General features: G+C 29.5%; 14 protein-coding genes. 3 read left to right on the top strand and 11 right to left on the bottom strand.

Annotation, left to right across the window (positions count from 1 at the left end):
• Positions 1-25: 25 nt before the first annotated feature.
• Together miaB and EQM05_RS08170 are read right to left on the bottom strand one after the other, a co-directional pair.
• On the bottom strand, positions 26-1369 hold the full coding sequence (gene miaB / locus EQM05_RS08165; protein WP_128749579.1) for a tRNA (N6-isopentenyl adenosine(37)-C2)-methylthiotransferase MiaB: 1344 nt from the start codon (positions 1367-1369) through the stop codon (positions 26-28).
• A 75-nt stretch (positions 1370-1444) separates the two neighbouring features.
• On the bottom strand, positions 1445-3469 hold the full coding sequence (locus EQM05_RS08170; RefSeq protein WP_128749580.1) for a TaqI-like C-terminal specificity domain-containing protein: 2025 nt from the start codon (positions 3467-3469) through the stop codon (positions 1445-1447).
• Between the two features lie 269 nt (positions 3470-3738).
• On the opposite strand from EQM05_RS08170, the gene EQM05_RS08175 reads away from it, so the two are divergent.
• From EQM05_RS08175 to EQM05_RS08180, 3 genes are read left to right on the top strand one after another with little or no spacing between them, the layout of a single operon-like run.
• Complete coding sequence (locus EQM05_RS08175) at positions 3739-4926, top strand: PLP-dependent aminotransferase family protein (protein WP_128749581.1); 1188 nt, start codon at positions 3739-3741, stop codon at positions 4924-4926.
• Between the two features lie 52 nt (positions 4927-4978).
• A complete protein-coding gene (locus EQM05_RS15745) occupies positions 4979-5128 on the top strand; it encodes a hypothetical protein (protein ID WP_164917239.1) in 150 nt (49 codons plus the stop codon).
• Positions 5129-5163: 35 nt separating this feature from the next.
• Positions 5164-6366 carry a pyridoxal phosphate-dependent aminotransferase gene (locus EQM05_RS08180; protein ID WP_128749582.1) on the top strand — a complete coding sequence of 401 codons (1203 nt, stop codon included), beginning with the start codon at positions 5164-5166 and terminating at the stop codon, positions 6364-6366.
• 37 nt (positions 6367-6403) lie between these two features.
• Here the strand turns inward: EQM05_RS08180 and EQM05_RS08185 are convergent, their stop codons facing one another.
• The 9 genes from EQM05_RS08185 to EQM05_RS08225 form a co-directional block, all read right to left on the bottom strand.
• Entirely contained in the window at positions 6404-7294 is an 891-nt protein-coding gene (locus EQM05_RS08185; RefSeq protein ID WP_128749583.1) for a GNAT family N-acetyltransferase, read from the bottom strand.
• A gap of 89 nt (positions 7295-7383) precedes the next feature.
• Positions 7384-8442, bottom strand: coding sequence for a CotS family spore coat protein (locus EQM05_RS08190; RefSeq protein WP_128749584.1), 1059 nt, complete (start codon positions 8440-8442; stop codon positions 7384-7386).
• A gap of 107 nt (positions 8443-8549) precedes the next feature.
• Positions 8550-10460, bottom strand: a complete 1911-nt coding sequence (locus EQM05_RS08195; RefSeq protein WP_128749585.1) for a bifunctional 4-hydroxy-3-methylbut-2-enyl diphosphate reductase/30S ribosomal protein S1 — start codon at positions 10458-10460, stop codon at positions 8550-8552.
• A 20-nt stretch (positions 10461-10480) separates the two neighbouring features.
• The gene (gene cmk / locus EQM05_RS08200; protein ID WP_128749586.1) at positions 10481-11128 is read right to left on the bottom strand and encodes a (d)CMP kinase; all 648 of its coding nucleotides are present in this window, start codon (positions 11126-11128) and stop codon (positions 10481-10483) included.
• 62 nt (positions 11129-11190) lie between these two features.
• On the bottom strand, positions 11191-11547 hold the full coding sequence (gene aroH, locus EQM05_RS08205) for a chorismate mutase (protein WP_128751071.1): 357 nt from the start codon (positions 11545-11547) through the stop codon (positions 11191-11193).
• Between the two features lies 1 nt (position 11548).
• Entirely contained in the window at positions 11549-12775 is a 1227-nt protein-coding gene (locus EQM05_RS08210) for an NAD(P)/FAD-dependent oxidoreductase (protein ID WP_128749587.1), read from the bottom strand.
• A 124-nt stretch (positions 12776-12899) separates the two neighbouring features.
• Positions 12900-14165 carry a Glu/Leu/Phe/Val dehydrogenase gene (locus EQM05_RS08215; protein WP_128749588.1) on the bottom strand — a complete coding sequence of 422 codons (1266 nt, stop codon included), beginning with the start codon at positions 14163-14165 and terminating at the stop codon, positions 12900-12902.
• Positions 14166-14350: 185 nt separating this feature from the next.
• A complete protein-coding gene (locus tag EQM05_RS08220; protein ID WP_128749589.1) occupies positions 14351-15235 on the bottom strand; it encodes a MurR/RpiR family transcriptional regulator in 885 nt (294 codons plus the stop codon).
• Positions 15236-15391: 156 nt separating this feature from the next.
• Positions 15392-16111, bottom strand: coding sequence for a pseudouridine synthase (locus EQM05_RS08225; RefSeq protein ID WP_128749590.1), 720 nt, complete (start codon positions 16109-16111; stop codon positions 15392-15394).
• Positions 16112-16114 lie beyond the last annotated feature (3 nt).

Raw genomic sequence — 16114 nt, forward strand, 5'->3', positions numbered from 1 at the left:
TAAAAAAAGCTCTATTAAAGAGCTTTTATATTTCTTCTCCGTTTAATGAAAATGTGGTTACTTTTGTGATTTTTACATTAACCAATTTTCCTATGCTGTCTTTATTTCCAATAAAATTCACAAGTTTGCCCGTTCTTGTTCTTCCCATGAGTTTAGTTTCATCATTTTTGCTTAATCCCTCAACTAAAACTTCAACGGTACTTTTAAGGTATGTCTTATTTATAGCTTCGCTGCAGCTATTTACAGCATCAACTAATCTATTAAATCTGGCATGTTTAATATCTTCACTTATCTGATCTTCCATAGTGTCAGCAGGTGTTCCACCCCTTCTGGAATAAAGGAAAGTGAATGCTGAATCATAACATACTTCCTTAACTAAGCTTAAAGTATCTTCAAAATCCTCTTCTGTTTCTCCTGGAAATCCAACTATTATATCAGTTGTTAATGCTGCATTTGGAATCTTATCTTTTATCTTTCTAACTAAATTCAAGTACTGCTCTCTTGTATAATGCCTGTTCATTTTCTTTAAAATATTAGTGGATCCTGACTGAACAGGTAAATGAATCTGCTCACAAACTTTTTCACATTCAGCCACTGCATTTATAACATCATCGCTTAAATCCTTTGGATGGGATGTCATAAATCTAATTCTTTCAAGGCCTGGAATCTTATTGATTCTTCTTAATAAATCTGCAAAATTTATAGATGGATTTAAACCTTTGCCATAGGAATTAACATTTTGACCAAGTAATGTTATCTCCTTATATCCCTTTGACACAAGATCAATTACTTCATTTTCTATATCTTCAGGCATTCTGCTTCTTTCTCTTCCTCTTACATAAGGAACAATGCAGTAAGTACAAAAGTTATTGCAGCCATACATTATTGTGACAAATGCCTTAACACTGCTAAGCCTGTCAATTGGAAGGCCTTCTATAATGTCTTCTTCCTTATCCTGAATATCGATAACTGATCTTCCCTCTGTCTGAACTGCCTTTATATACTGCGGCAGTCTATGGGCATTGTGTGTTCCAAAAATAATATCCACAAAAGGAAATTTCTTAATTATCTTTTCTGCCATACCCTTTTGCTGCATCATACAGCCGCATACTGCTATAATTAAGTCAGGCTTATTATTTTTTAGATGCTTTAATGCTCCTATATTTCCAAAAACCTTCTGCTCTGCATTTTCTCTTACACAGCATGTGTTAAATATTATTATGTCTGATTTGGATTTATCATCAGTTCTTTTATAACCTAATGCTTTAAGCACTCCTGAATGCTTTTCTGAATCTTCTTCATTCATCTGACATCCCCAGGTATCTATATAAAAATATTTCTGTATGCTGTTATTTAATAACTTTTCCATTAGTTTTCCACCTCATATTTGTTTTTGTTATGTTGATTTTGACTAATTAATTATACTATATTTTAATTTTTTAATCTATTTTTTTGTATCATTGCTCACTTCATTTATTTCAGAGTCAGTTAAGTCATAAATTGAGTATACAATATTATTCAAAGAGTTTACTAGGAATTTATCTGGCTTTGAATTTAAAGCTATCTGCTTAGATATTTTATTTACAACATCACATATAATTTTCATATGCCTGTCACTGCACTTTTTTATTGGTATTATATCTAAATTATATTTCTTTAATTGAGGTGTGGAATGTAAATTAGTTATTAAAAATCTTCTGTAATACCAGTTCATTAAATCTGAGTTTAAAATAGCAAGTACATAATTTACTGGGAAACTATTATCTTTTGATATAAGCCCATATAAAGACTGTTCAATGAATGTTCCATTTTTGTCATAAGCCGCAGTTAAAAAAGCTCCAGTTTTTTTTACCAGAAGTTTTGGAGAATTTAACTTTTCAATGTTGGTAGTGCCGCCTTTTAAATTATTCTTTAAATAAGGATAATAAAAATGATCATTTATTGCAAATGGGCTGATACATTTACCCTTTAGTATTTTTATATACTCCAAACCCAATTGTGATCTTGTAATTAATGATTTATCACCAATAAATCCTGTATAACTGCAGAATATATCTGATAAATGAGTGCTGTTCTGCTCTATTTTTATTTTAAGTTTTTCAGAAATGTGATTTGGATAATTGAATTCAAAATTTGCATTTTTTAAAAAAATATTCTGATTAAATTTATATTGTTCACTGTTAATTTCAAGTGAAGTCCTACAGCATAAATCAGGCATAGAATTTTTAACCTGTAATATTATAGATTCAGCTATAACACTAGAATATCTCCCATTTACAATAATTTTTTCAATAATAAAATTCTTCATTAAATAAAGCCTGAAATCTTTTAAATATTTATTATAGCACAATCTGTCTGGAATTAGGAAACACATTACTCCATTTAATTTTAATAAACCAAGTGATCTTTTTATGAAGTAAATATATAGATTAGGAAGATAGTTACTGATTTTATATATTTCTTTATAATAGTTTTTTGCATTACTGCTGATATCAATTTTATTTTTTCTTGAAAGTGAAACCCATGGAGGGTTGCCAAGAATAATATCAAATTTATTATTCCATATTGATTTATTACTGCATCTTTGCTCCCATTGTACAAGACTATCACAGTAATCTATATTAAACGTTATATTATTTATTTCTGGATTTAAAAAGAATAACGTAATAATTGTAATAGACACTGCAAAATAATCTTTATCTGCACCATAAATGCAATTGTTTATAATATGGTAATGTAAATTATCCTCTATCCAGTAATCTTTTCCACTTACCATATATTTTTTACTATCTAAAGTTACAGTATACTTTTCCATGCTGAATTTATCATTTAAATTATTTATTATGCTTTTAAATTTGGAATATAGCAATTCATAGGCTTTTACTAAAAATAATCCACTGCCGCAGCATGGGTCTATAACTTTTATGTTTGGATTTTCCTCTATATTAGCTTTATCTATTGTTAAATTCAAAATTGTGTTTATATTATAGCTGTCAGTATAAAAAACCCCCATATTCTTACGGCAGCTGTTAGATATTATTCTCTCATAAGCTTCTCCCAGTATTGATATATCAAGTGAATTATATTTATTCAATATTTTCATTATTAGATTATATGTATTAATGTTTAATTCCTTCATTGATGCAGAATAGTTTATTTTATATAATTTGAATCTATTCTTAATTCTTTCATTAATGCTGTTAAGTTTAAAACCATAAAATAAAGATAATAAATCAAAAAAGGATGAATTAATAAAGTCATCAGAATTTAATAATGCAGCAATATATTCCTTATTTACCTCTTTAAATTTAAAAATATAATAGCATAATATTAATTTTAAATATGAATTTATAATTAAATTATTTATATCTTCAAACTTAACATTATCATTTCCATTATTTAATACTATCTTATTTTTAAACTGAATAAAATATTTCAAAAGCCTTTTCATATCATATTCACTTATCATAAAACCACTCCGATAAAAATAAAATTATTATTTACCTATAACTATATTTTACCATAATACAGGCAATACATATTAAATAAATAGATAAATTATTTTAAATAATAATATGCTTTGCAATATTGTGTTAAATGACTAATATGTATACATATAATATAAATAATGAAGTATATATTTCATTATCTACTAAATTTTAGAAGGAAAAATGATTTATATGTAGAATTAACTATATTAGAAAGTAAATTAATAATTTTAAATTAGGGGGTGCTTTTGTGAATTTACGTTTTGCTGATAGAACATCTTTTCTGAAGGCTTCAGAGATAAGGGAACTTTTAAAGCTTACCGAAAAGCCGGAGGTTATTTCTTTTGCCGGAGGATTACCTGCTCCTGAACTTTTTCCTATTGAAAAAATTGAGAAAATATCTCAAAAAGTTTTAGAAGAAGATGGAAGAAGCGCTTTACAATACAGTGCTACCGAGGGATATAAACCACTTAGAGAAATAATTGCAAAACAAAGGATGATTCCAGTTGGTATAAATGTCACATACGATAATATACTGATAACCAGCGGTTCACAGCAGGCATTAGAATTTTCTGCAAAGCTTTTTGTCAATAAAGATGATATAATTATGTGTGAAAGTCCAAGTTATCTTGGTGCCATTAATGCTTTTAATGCATATCAGCCTAAATATGTAGAAATCCCAATGGATGAATTTGGCATGAAGGTTGATGTTCTTGAAGAACAGCTTAAAAAACATCCTGATGCAAAGATGATATATACTATCCCGGATTTTCAAAATCCTTCTGGCAATACCATGAGTATTGAAAGAAGAAGAAAAGTAGCTGAATTAGCTGCAAAGTATAAAATTCCCGTTATAGAAGACTGTCCTTACGGAGAATTAAACTTTGAAGGTAAGCCATATCCATCTATTAAAAGTTTTGACACTGAAGGATATGTGATATATTTGGGAACATTCTCAAAAATCTTCTGTCCTGGATATAGAATAGGCTGGGTATGTGCTGAGCCTGAAATATTGAAGAAGTATATCTTGGTTAAACAAGGTGCAGATTTGCAATGCAGCACTATTTCCCAGAGAGAAATTGCATTATTTATGGAAACATATAACCTAAATAATCATATAGAAAATATAAAAATAGTATATAAAAACAGAAGAGATTTAATGCTTAAGACTATGAAAGAAAATTTCCCTAAAGAAGTAATTTACACACATCCTAAAGGTGGTTTATTTACATGGGTTCAATTGAGAGAAGATATAGATGCAAATGAAGTTTTACAACAGGCACTTAAAGAAAATGTTGCATTTGTTCCTGGAGCATCTTTCTTCCCAAACGGCGGCCACAAAAATTACTTTAGAATGAATTACTCTAACATGTGTGAAGACAAAATTGTTGAAGGTGTAAAAAGATTAGGAAAAGTATTAGATAAGTACTATAAGTAATATATAATATTCCTCCCTTTTGGGCAAAATAAGAACAAAGGGAGGAATGTATATGTATGATGCAAAGTTAGAAAATAAAAATGATGAAAAAGATTTAAAATTTGATTGTATTGAAGACAGAAGCTATTTTATGAGAATTCAAAGTGAAGAGCTGTTTAATTGCAAATCTTCATATGTACCAATAGAAAATTTAATACAATAATATCTAATTTTATTTAAAGCTATGGGGGGACTAAAGTGAAATTATCAAATAGAATATCAAATATGCAGTTTTCTCCAATAAGAAAACTTTCACCTTACGCTGACATTGCAGCAAAAAATAACATAAAAGTTTATCATCTAAATATCGGCCAGCCTGATATTAAAACTCCGGAATGCTTCTTTAAAGCAGTTAATAATTTCGATGAAAAAGTACTTGCATATTCATCATCTCAAGGTATAAATAAATTAATTGAAAGCTTTATAGAATATTATAAGAAGTGGAATATTCATTTGGAAAAAGACGAAATAATGACTACTAATGGTGGAAGTGAAGCAGTTTTATTTGCATTAATGGCAATTTGCGATGCTGGAGAAGAAATAATAATACCAGAACCATTTTACACAAACTATAATGGTTTTGCAGAGGCTGCAGGAGTAAATGTAGTACCTTTTATTACTAAGGCTGAGGAAGGCTTCCATCTCCCTGAAAAGGAAGAAATAACATCAAAAATTACTAATAAAACAAGAGCCATATTGATTTCCAACCCTGGTAATCCAACTGGTGTTGTTTATACTGAAAAGGAAATCAGAATGCTTGCTGATATAGCAAAAGAATATAATATATATTTAATAGCTGATGAAGTATACAGAGAATTTGTATACGATAATTTGAAATATACTTCAGCCATGTATATGACTGATATTTTAGACAGAGTCATTTTAATTGACAGTATTTCAAAGCGTTATAGTGCCTGTGGTGCCAGAATAGGATTAGTGGCTTCTAAAAATAAAGAACTTATAAATCAGATTTTAAAGCTGTGTCAGTCCAGGCTTTGTGTTCCTACCATAGAACAGATGGCAGGTGCAGATTTAATAAATACACCTGAAAGCTATTTTAAGGAAGTTAAAGCAGAATACCAAAATAGAAGAAATATATTATATGATTCCCTTTGCGGTATCGAAGGTGTGGTTTGTAAAAAACCATCGGGAGCTTTTTATATTGTGGCTAAGCTTCCAGTAAAAAATGCTGAGGATTTTGCAAAATGGATGTTAACTGATTTTAATTATGATGGCAAAACAGTAATGGTGGCTCCTGCAGAAGGATTTTATGCTACCAAAGGCTTGGGACAGGATGAAGTAAGGATTTCCTACTGCATTAATAGTGAAGAATTAAAAGATGCTATGAAAATTTTAGGAATTGCAATTAAAGAATATAAAAAATTAAATAATAGAAAGTAAATATCTATTTACCTTAAAAGAGATAAGAAAAATTTTCTTATCTCTTTAATTTCCATAAATTTGTTTCCGATTCAGTAATAAATCCTACCTTACTATATAAATTAAAAGCTATCACATTGGATGAATCCACTTTTATTCTTACATGTTCAAATCCCTCATGTTTTAATAAATTAACTAAATAAAGTATTAATATCTTTCCATAATGTTTTCCTCTATATTCACTGAGTACTCCAAGGTTTACTATAAAAGGTTCCCCTCTGTCAATTATTATCTGGCCATATCCAATAAATTCATCACCTGATTTTAATAATACAGCTCCAGGGTCATAATAATAACTTTGAAGCTCATCATAGAAAATGTCCTCAACTGTCAAAGGAATTCTTGAAGAACTTTTAAAAACTTCATTTTGTATATTACATCTATATTCTTCATCATAACCTTTTCTAAAATTAACTATTTCTACTCCCTTAGGAATGGATAAAAATTCAACATCCTTATTTAAGCTGAAATACAATTGGATTGTGCCATGCTCTTTTTTAAACCCAGTACCTTCCAGAATAATATAATTGAATTCATTTTTTTTACAAGTAAAGGTATATATACAGTTCTTTTTAAGACTGTTAAGTAGAAAATCCAAAGCCTGTATAGAATCTTTAATGTCATTTTTAATTATATATTTAGTGTTTATATATAAGCATTTAATGCTGTATAAGTAATTATCATCACTGCTGGTCCATATATAACCTATAGGTATATCGTTATACAGCAGTAAGCTAATACATCTTCTTAGAAAAAATTGCTGAGTAAAATTAGAATTTTCGTATACATCAAAGAAATCTTCATTTAATTCATTAAATTCAATATTCCTATTCTGAAGATGCCTGAATTCTTCTAAAAGTTTTTTATTTAGTCTTACAATTTTAAACATAATTACCCCTAAATATAACCCTGATAATAGGAAATTTCACGACTTATACTATTAAGTATAATTGGAATAAAAACATTAGTCAATGTAAACTAATGATCAAACTTGTTCAGATATTCAAGATAATCGTCTAAAAATTTTTGCTGCAATTCATTATATCTGACTAATTTTGTCAGCTTATGTTCATATTTAGCCTCAGACCAATTTTTATGCCTTAGGTATCTTTTTTTGCCAAGCTTCCAAAACTTATGAGGAAAGATAATCAATGCAAGCATTACTTCCAGCTCTTCCTTAGATACCTTTTTAACGGAGCTGTATGCTTCTATAATCTGCCTAACCTTATCAAAGTCCCATTGATAAGTCTTTTTATACATTATCCTTCTTATAAGCTTTCCAAGGTCATTAATCTGTAAATCTATCATTATACTGTCTAAATCAATTATATAGTAATCTGAACCCTTCTTAAGGATATTTTGATAATAAAAGCTGTCATGGCAAATTGTTTTGTTTTCTTCTGCATTTTTGGACAGTTTATAATAATATGAAGAATTTAAGAAACTTAGGGATACTAATCCTCTATTGTAGAAGCTGTCTATATAATCATAATAACTAAGATCAAAATTACTTTTTAATTTTTTCTTTTGTATAATTTTTTTAAATCTATCCAAATCAGTTAGATTGCTATTAAATATTTTAGGCCAGTTTTTAAGATTATTTCTGATTTTATACTTACTTGTATCAAGATTACATGCACTTAAGTGGAATTTAGCAAGTAACTTTACACAATTTAATACTTCATCTATATCATTTAAAGTACATTCCTCACCATCAATCCATTCCATTAAATAAAAAAAGCTTTTTTTGTGTTTTACATAAAAATAGCCATCCTTTGTTTTAAAGTACTTTGCAGTAAGGTTAAAGCCATTAGCTGCCAGGTCATCTATAAGCATACTTCCGTTTCGAGGTTTATATTTGCCATGATTCAATCTTTTCAGGCAGTAATTCCCTGAGGAAGTTTCTATTTTGTATGCACTTCTCATTCTTGAAATATTTATTACTTCAAGATTATATTTACTTAAAATTCTAAGTACTAATTGTTTTTCCTTATTCTGAATCTCATCAGAATAAGCAATAAGCCTTCTATTCCCCACGATTTTCCCTCCAAAATATCTCTAATAAAGTATATTATTTTAATACTGAAATATTACCTGGAGGGTAAAATAAAAAAGACCATATTGGCCTTTTTTATTAATTATAATTAAATTTCATCAGCTTCTTTTATACTTAAGCCTATTTTCTTATTTTCTTTATTTACTTCAAGTATTTTAGCTTTAACCTGCTGGCCGATTTGTAATACATTTTCAACCTTATCCACTCTCTTATGACTTATTTGAGAAATGTGAACTAATCCATCTACTCCAGGTTCAATTTCAACGAATGCGCCAAAGCTTGCAAATCTAACTACTTTACCAAGTACTATATTACCTACAGGGTATTTTTCCTCTACATTGTTCCATGGATCCTCAATTAATTTCTTTATGCTCAATGATAATTTTTTGTTTTCCTTATCTATATCCAGTATATAAACTTTTATTTTATCACCAATTTTTAAGCAATCGCTTGGCTTATTTACTCTTCCCCAGGATATTTCAGATACATGAAGCAATCCATCAACACCATTTATGTCAACAAATGCACCAAAGTTTGTAAGTCTCTTTACTTCACCTTCTACTATCATATCCTTATCTAAGCTTTCCCATGTTTTTGCTTCTTCTTCATCTTTAAGTTTTTTTAGAATTGCCCTTCTTGAGCCAACTATTTTAGTGTTTCTTTTGCTTTCGTTAAATTCTATAATTTCAACTTCCATTTCTTTGTTCATGTATACAGATAAATCATCAATATGATATAACTCCAAATGAGATGCAGGGATAAATACTCTGATACCTTTATAACTTGCCACAACGCCTCCATTTACTATCTGTTTTACTTCAACAGTTAATAAAGTCTTATTGTTAAAAGCATCTTTTATTTCTTTAAAAGCTTCTACTCTTTCTAATTCTATTTTGGATAGAACTATATATCCATCCTCATTTCTAAGGCTTATAATTTTTACTGTTAATTCATCTCCAATTTTATAAATATCCTTTAAATTAACATTCTCATCCTTGGAGATTTCATTTATTGGGAGAATTCCATCACCTTTATAGCCTATATTTAAAAATAATTCTTTGGGGTTTACTGATATTACCTTTCCTTTAATCACATCTCCTACAGCAATGTGTAGATCATTTTGATTCATAAATTCTAATTGTTCATTTGATTCAACTGTTTTATCATCACTCATTATTAAAAGTGCCTCCTTTATTATCCAATCAGGTGTTGAAGCTCCAGCAGTAACACCAATATTTTTGATTTTTTCCTTATTTATATAATGTGGAATTTCTCCCGCATTTTCAACGTGAATTGTATTTGGGCAGTTTTTTTTACAAATTTCATATAGTTTAGTTGTATTTGAACTATTTTTGCCGCCAATGACAACCATCATATCCACTTTTGAAGACAAATCATTAGCAGCTTTCTGTCTTACCTCTGTAGCAGAACAGATTGTATTGAATGCTGCTATTTCCTTACACTTTTTTATTACTATATTCAATACCTTTTCCCAGTTTTCCTGTTTTTCTGTTGTCTGTGAAACTACACAGATCCTATTAGGCAATTTATCAAAATCGTTTCCATCCTTTGAAATTATTGCACTGTTATTACACCATCCATTAATACCAATTACCTCTGGATGGTTCTTATCACCTACTATTAAAATAGTATACCCTAATTCATGATACTTTTTTACTTTTTGCTGTATATTAGATACAAATGGACATGTGGCATCCACAATAATTAAATTCTTATTTTTTAATTTTATTAAATCTTCTTCTGATATACCGTGTGATCTTATAATTATCACATCACCGGAATTAAGAGTATCTATTTTATCCAATTCAATTGGGTAAATATTATTTTTTTTAAGATTATTAACTACATCATTATTATGTATCAATGGGCCCAAAGTATATATTTTTTTATTATATTTTTCTTTGCATTTTAATGCTACGTCAACAGCTCTTTTAACACCATAGCAAAATCCGGCTTTATCTGCCAGTTTAATATTCATTATAATCACCTGTAAAATATCTATAATTTAATATAACTTGAAATCTTATCCACAACTTGTTCAATATTCATATTTGATGTATCAATTTCAATTGCATCTTCAGCCTTAATTAATGGACTGACTTCTCTTGTTGAATCTATATTGTCTCTTCTTATTATATCACTAAGTATGTCATTATAATTAACACTTATACCCTTAGCTATTAATTCATTATATCTCCTTTCAGCTCTTTTTTCAGCTGATGCTGTTAAATAAAATTTGTAAGGAGAATCACACAGCACAACTGTACCAATATCCCTTCCATCCATAATAACATTATAATGTTCTGCCATTTCTTTTTGAAGATCAACAAGTATTTCCCTTACTTCTTTTATAAGTGAGAACATTGACACATTTTCGCTTATAACAGGCATTCTGATTTCATCCGAAATGTCTTCACCATTAACAATGAGTCTTTCACCTTCAAAATGCATATTTAGGGAATTAATCAGCTTAATTAGTTTATCAATTTCATGGATTCCAATATTATTTCTTAAAGCAAATAATGTAACAGCTCTATACATTGAGCCTGTATTAATGTACATTAAATTAAACTTTTCACCAACTAATCTGGCAATAGTACTTTTTCCTGCACCTGCCGGCCCATCAATTGCAATGCTAAAATTCATTATGTTCATCCTTTCGATTAATAATATTCTATATTAAAATAAAAATTCCTTTATTTTATGACCTAATCAGTTAACAAATCTTTTCTTAATGCTGATGCATTATTCAAATATACAAATTTTGTAGAACTTTTTATACCATCCATGAAAATTAAAAATCTAATGCAAAGATTTAAACTATTTTCTACACACATTTCATTAAAATGCATAATTGCTAAGTTTGGCAGGCTGAAATGTTCTCTTATAAATTTCCCTGGATATGCTTTTGTAATATCATTTGTGCAGGATATTATTAATGATTTCACATCGCTTCCTTGAATTTTATTCTGCTTTAGGATTTCCTGAAATAATCTTATGGATTCTTTTTCAATTTCATACTCTGTATTTTCAGCTACAGTTGTGGCTCCTCTAATGGCAATAATATTAATCATCTCCTATCATCTTACCGGCTAAAAATCCTGTGGACAGTGCTATTTGAAGGTTAAATCCCCCAGTAAATGCATCTACGTCAATAATTTCACCTGAGAAATACAGGTTATTTATTATTTTTGATTTCATAGTTGATGGATCAATCTGTTTTACATTTACACCCCCTGAAGTAATTATAGCTTCTGCTATGGGTCTCAATCCTTTAACGCTTAAAGTAAAGTTTTGAATTACATTGCAAAGTTTATGTCTTTCTTCTTTAGTTATTAAATTAACTTTTTTATTTTCATCAATTCCAGATAACATTATAATTGTTTCAATAATCTTCTTTGGTAATAGTTCATCTAATGAGTTTTTGTAATCTTTGTTTATATTTTTTTGAAAATCCCTTTGAATTCTTTTGTCTAATTCAACATCAGACAGTGCAGGCTTTAAATTTATTACTGCCTTATATTGTTCATTTCCATTAATAAAGCTGCTGCTGCTTAATGCAATTGGACCAGATATACCAAAGTGTGTAAATAGCATTTCTCCGAAATCTTTGTATACTACCTTATTTTTGGAATTTATAATTTTTAATTCTACATTTTTTAAGGATAAACCTTGCAAATCCTTTATCCAGTCCTCTTTTATTTCAATTGGCACTAAAGAAGGACGTAATTCTGTAATAGGGTGTCCTATTTTCTTCAATATTTTAAAGCTTTCACCTGTAGAACCTGTCTGCGGATATGATAAACCGCCAGTGCATATTATAAAATAATCACCTTTAATATTTTCTCCATTTGAAAGCATTACAGATTCAATTTTATTATCTTTTATGATAAAATCTTTAAATTCAGTATTTAATAAAACATCCACATTATTTTTCAATAATTTTTTCTGCAGAGCTGAAATTATATCTGAGGATTTATTAGAGTCTGGAAAAACTCTGTCACCTCTTTCTACTTTCAGAGGAACACCCTGATTTTCAAAAAAATCCATTGTATCTTTATTTGTAAATGTATAAAGAGCACTATATAAAAAGTTAGAATTAGTAGGAATATAATCAAAAAACTCACTGATATCCTTGCAGTTTGTAATGTTGCATCTTCCTTTTCCTGTAATATAAAGCTTCTTGCCAAGCTTTTCATTTTTCTCTATTAATGTAACATGAGTTTTTTCTGAAGCTGAGATTGCAGCCATCATTCCAGAAGGCCCACCACCTATTACGATGGTTTTTTTCATTTATAATCACCTCAATATATAAACAAATTTATTACCTATTTAACTTTACATTTTAAAAGCTAAACTGTCAATTATATATATTAAGATAAAAAAATGGTGAACCACTTGGGTTCACCGTAAATGATTAATACCATCCTCTTAGCTTCATTGCTTTAGCTACTCTTCTAATTGAATGCATGTACGCTGCATTTCTCATTGAAACTTTATATTCTTCTTTTATTGACCATATATCATTAAAGGCATTGACCATAGCTATTTCTTCTTTTTGTTCAACTTCTTTTTCGCCCCAATAATATCCATACAGATTTTGAACCCATTCAAAATAGGAAACAGTTACTCCTCCTGCATTTGTTAAAATATCAGGTGTAACTAAGATACCTTTTTCAAATAAAATTTTATCAGCATCAGGAGTTATTGGTCCATTGGCAGCTTCACAAACTAATTTTGCATTTATTTTTTTAGCAACATCACTTGTAACTGAATTTTCAAGTGCAGCTGGAATCACTATATCAACACCTAATCCCCAGAATTCATCTACTGATATTTCTCTGGAACCAGGGAATCCTAACAGATTTCCATTTTCATGTATATAATTGACCATGGCTGCAGCATCTAAACCGTCTTCATTATAGATTACATAGCTTCCTTTTTCTCTGCACCATTCACAAACAGCAACTATCTTAGCACCTAGTTTTTCGCAGTTTAATGCTGTAAAACTGCCAACATTACCAAATCCTTGAAGAGCTATTTTTGCTTTTTTCATATCTATACCTAATTTTGCAGAAGATTCCCTTGCAGTAACAGCTACACCATATCCAGTAGCAGCATTTCTTCCTTTTGATCCTCCAAAATCTACAGGCTTTCCTGTAAATGTTCCAATTGCACTATATCCAACTAATTTATTGTACTCATCAGCCATCCATGACATAATCTGACCATTGGTATTAACGTCTGGTGCAGGTACATCAACTTTTTCTCCAATTAACTTATAAATTCCATCTACATATCCTCTGGATAGTCTTTCTAATTCGCCCTGTGAAAGAGTTTTTGGATCAACAATTATTCCTCCTTTTCCTCCTCCATAAGGAATTCCTGTTACAGAACATTTAAATGTCATCCATATGGAAAGTGCTTTTACTTCATCTAAAGATACATTCTGATGAAATCTAACGCCGCCTTTAGTTGGACCAACTGCATCGTTATGTTGTGCTCTAAAGCCTTTGAAAACCTTTACTGAACCATCGTCCATTTTAACAGGTATATTTACCTCTAAAACTTTTAATGGCTGTTTTAGAATTTCATATACTGCTGGTTCCATACCTAATTTGTCGCAAGCTTCCTTTACCATCATTTGAGCATTTTCAAATGGATTTAAATTTTCCTTTGCCATGATAATACCTCCTAAAGTGAATATAATATTTCAAGAAACTTATATTATGCAATTTCACCATCTTATAATATATATATTCTATATAACTTTTGATATTCCTTCCTCATTATAAAAAATATTTGAAAATTTTAAAAAATATAATTTTATTAATAAAAAAAGGAAAGCAGGTGCTTAATTGCCTGCCTTTAGTATTGATTGTCCGAATTATCCTTATATTGATATACCTGATATTCCTGCCAGATGTTTTCCAATTCTGAAAATGTGTTTGAAATTTTCTCTTTTTCCCGTAATCCAACTGAAATAATTAATGCATTTATAACACTTAATGGAGCTACAAGTGAATCAACAAATGAGGCCATATTGCTTTGTGCTATTAATGTATAATCAGCTCTGGCAGCCAAAGGAGAAAGCAAACTGTCCGTAAGAGCAACTACCTTAGCGCCTCTTTTATGTGCAAAGGCTAAAGATTCTACTGTTCTTGATGCATATCTGGGGAATCCTATACCAATGACTAAATCTTCTTCATTCACATTAATCATCTGCTCAAAGGTATCACTGATGCCATAACTAACTACTTTCACATTATCTAAAATTAGGTTTAAGTAAAACCCAAGAAATTCTGCTAAAGCTGTTGAGCTTCTTAATCCTATAATATAAATTCTCTTTGCTGAAAAAATAGAATTTACTACATCTTCAAATGTTCTGTGGTTGATTTTTTCCAAGGTTGACCTGATATTTTCTATATCAGATTTTAAAACACCTTTTAGTGCTGTGCCCTCACTAACAAAATCATTTGAAAGTTCTATTCTTTGAACTGTTGTCAATTTATTTTTAATTAATTCCTGTAAAGCCTTCTGCAGTTTAGGATAACCTGAAAATCCTAATTCATTTGCAAATCTTACCACTGTGGATTCACTTACGCCAACACTTATTCCCAGCTTTGCTGCTGTCATAAAAGCAGCTTTGTCATAATGTTTTAATATGTATTCCGCAATAAGCTTCTGGCCTTTACTTAATCTTGGAAATTTCATTTGTATTGTGCGCATCAGGTCTTGTTTATTTTCTTCCATATCAATTCATTCCTTTCCCCCAAAATAAAATCTCTATGCAATATTTATTTCATTTTAACATTAATTGAACAATTTAGCAACATATCATTCATATTGCTTTTTTCAATAACAATTAGATAGGATGGATTGTTTTTACTGGATTATATGTATATTTAACTACTTCGGGCTGAAGCTTTTTAAGTTCATGATCTCATCAGTTGTGAGATATCTCCATTTTCCCTCCTGAAGGTTGTCTAATTTAATTCCTGCTACTTCTAATCTTTTTAGACTTATAACAGGATGATTTATGGAATCACACATTTTTCTGATTTGTCTGTTTCTGCCTTCATGAATAACAATTTTAACAGTGCAGATTCCCTTTTCATTTTTTAAAATGTTTATTTTGCATGGGGAAGTTTTATAATTATCAATAATAATGCCCCTTTGGAATTTAAACAATTGATCTTCAGTTGGAATTCCCATAATTTCAGCTATATAAACCTTATTTTTTTCTTCACGGGGATGTATTATCTTATTGTAGAGATCACCATCGTTAGTTAACAAAATTAATCCTGATGTATCGTAATCAAGTCTTCCTATGGGATAAATTCTTTCCTTTACCTTAACTAAATCCAATATGGTTTTTCTGTTTCTTTCATCCTTTACTGTAGACACATATCCAGTAGGTTTATTCAATGCAATATATATTTTATTTTCTTCCGGCCTTACTGTTTTATTATTAAATTGAACAATATCACTATCTTCATTTACTTTAACACCAAGCTCTGTGACTATAACACCATTTACTCTTACTTTTCCACTTAAAATATATTCTTCACATTTCCTTCTTGATGCAATGCCGCAGCTTGCCAAATACTTTTGCAGTCTTTCACTCATAAT

Source organism: Clostridium sp. JN-9 (genome assembly GCF_004103695.1).
Classification (GTDB): domain Bacteria; phylum Bacillota; class Clostridia; order Clostridiales; family Clostridiaceae; genus JN-9.

Excerpts from the sequence above, each read along its gene's own strand:
- EQM05_RS08195 (WP_128749585.1), bottom strand. The coding sequence starts at position 10,460 with ATGAATATTAAACTGGCAGATAAAGCCGGATTTTGCTATGGTGTTAAA.
- EQM05_RS08215 (WP_128749588.1), bottom strand. The coding sequence starts at position 14,165 with ATGGCAAAGGAAAATTTAAATCCATTTGAAAATGCTCAAATGATGGTA.
- EQM05_RS08225 (WP_128749590.1), bottom strand. The coding sequence starts at position 16,111 with ATGAGTGAAAGACTGCAAAAGTATTTGGCAAGCTGCGGCATTGCATCA.
- EQM05_RS08185 (WP_128749583.1), bottom strand. The coding sequence starts at position 7,294 with ATGTTTAAAATTGTAAGACTAAATAAAAAACTTTTAGAAGAATTCAGG.
- EQM05_RS08170 (WP_128749580.1), bottom strand. The coding sequence starts at position 3,469 with ATGATAAGTGAATATGATATGAAAAGGCTTTTGAAATATTTTATTCAG.
- miaB (WP_128749579.1), bottom strand. The coding sequence starts at position 1,369 with ATGGAAAAGTTATTAAATAACAGCATACAGAAATATTTTTATATAGAT.
- EQM05_RS08210 (WP_128749587.1), bottom strand. The coding sequence starts at position 12,775 with ATGAAAAAAACCATCGTAATAGGTGGTGGGCCTTCTGGAATGATGGCT.
- EQM05_RS08220 (WP_128749589.1), bottom strand. The coding sequence starts at position 15,235 with ATGGAAGAAAATAAACAAGACCTGATGCGCACAATACAAATGAAATTT.
- EQM05_RS15745 (WP_164917239.1), top strand. The coding sequence starts at position 4,979 with ATGTATGATGCAAAGTTAGAAAATAAAAATGATGAAAAAGATTTAAAA.
- cmk (WP_128749586.1), bottom strand. The coding sequence starts at position 11,128 with ATGAATTTTAGCATTGCAATTGATGGGCCGGCAGGTGCAGGAAAAAGT.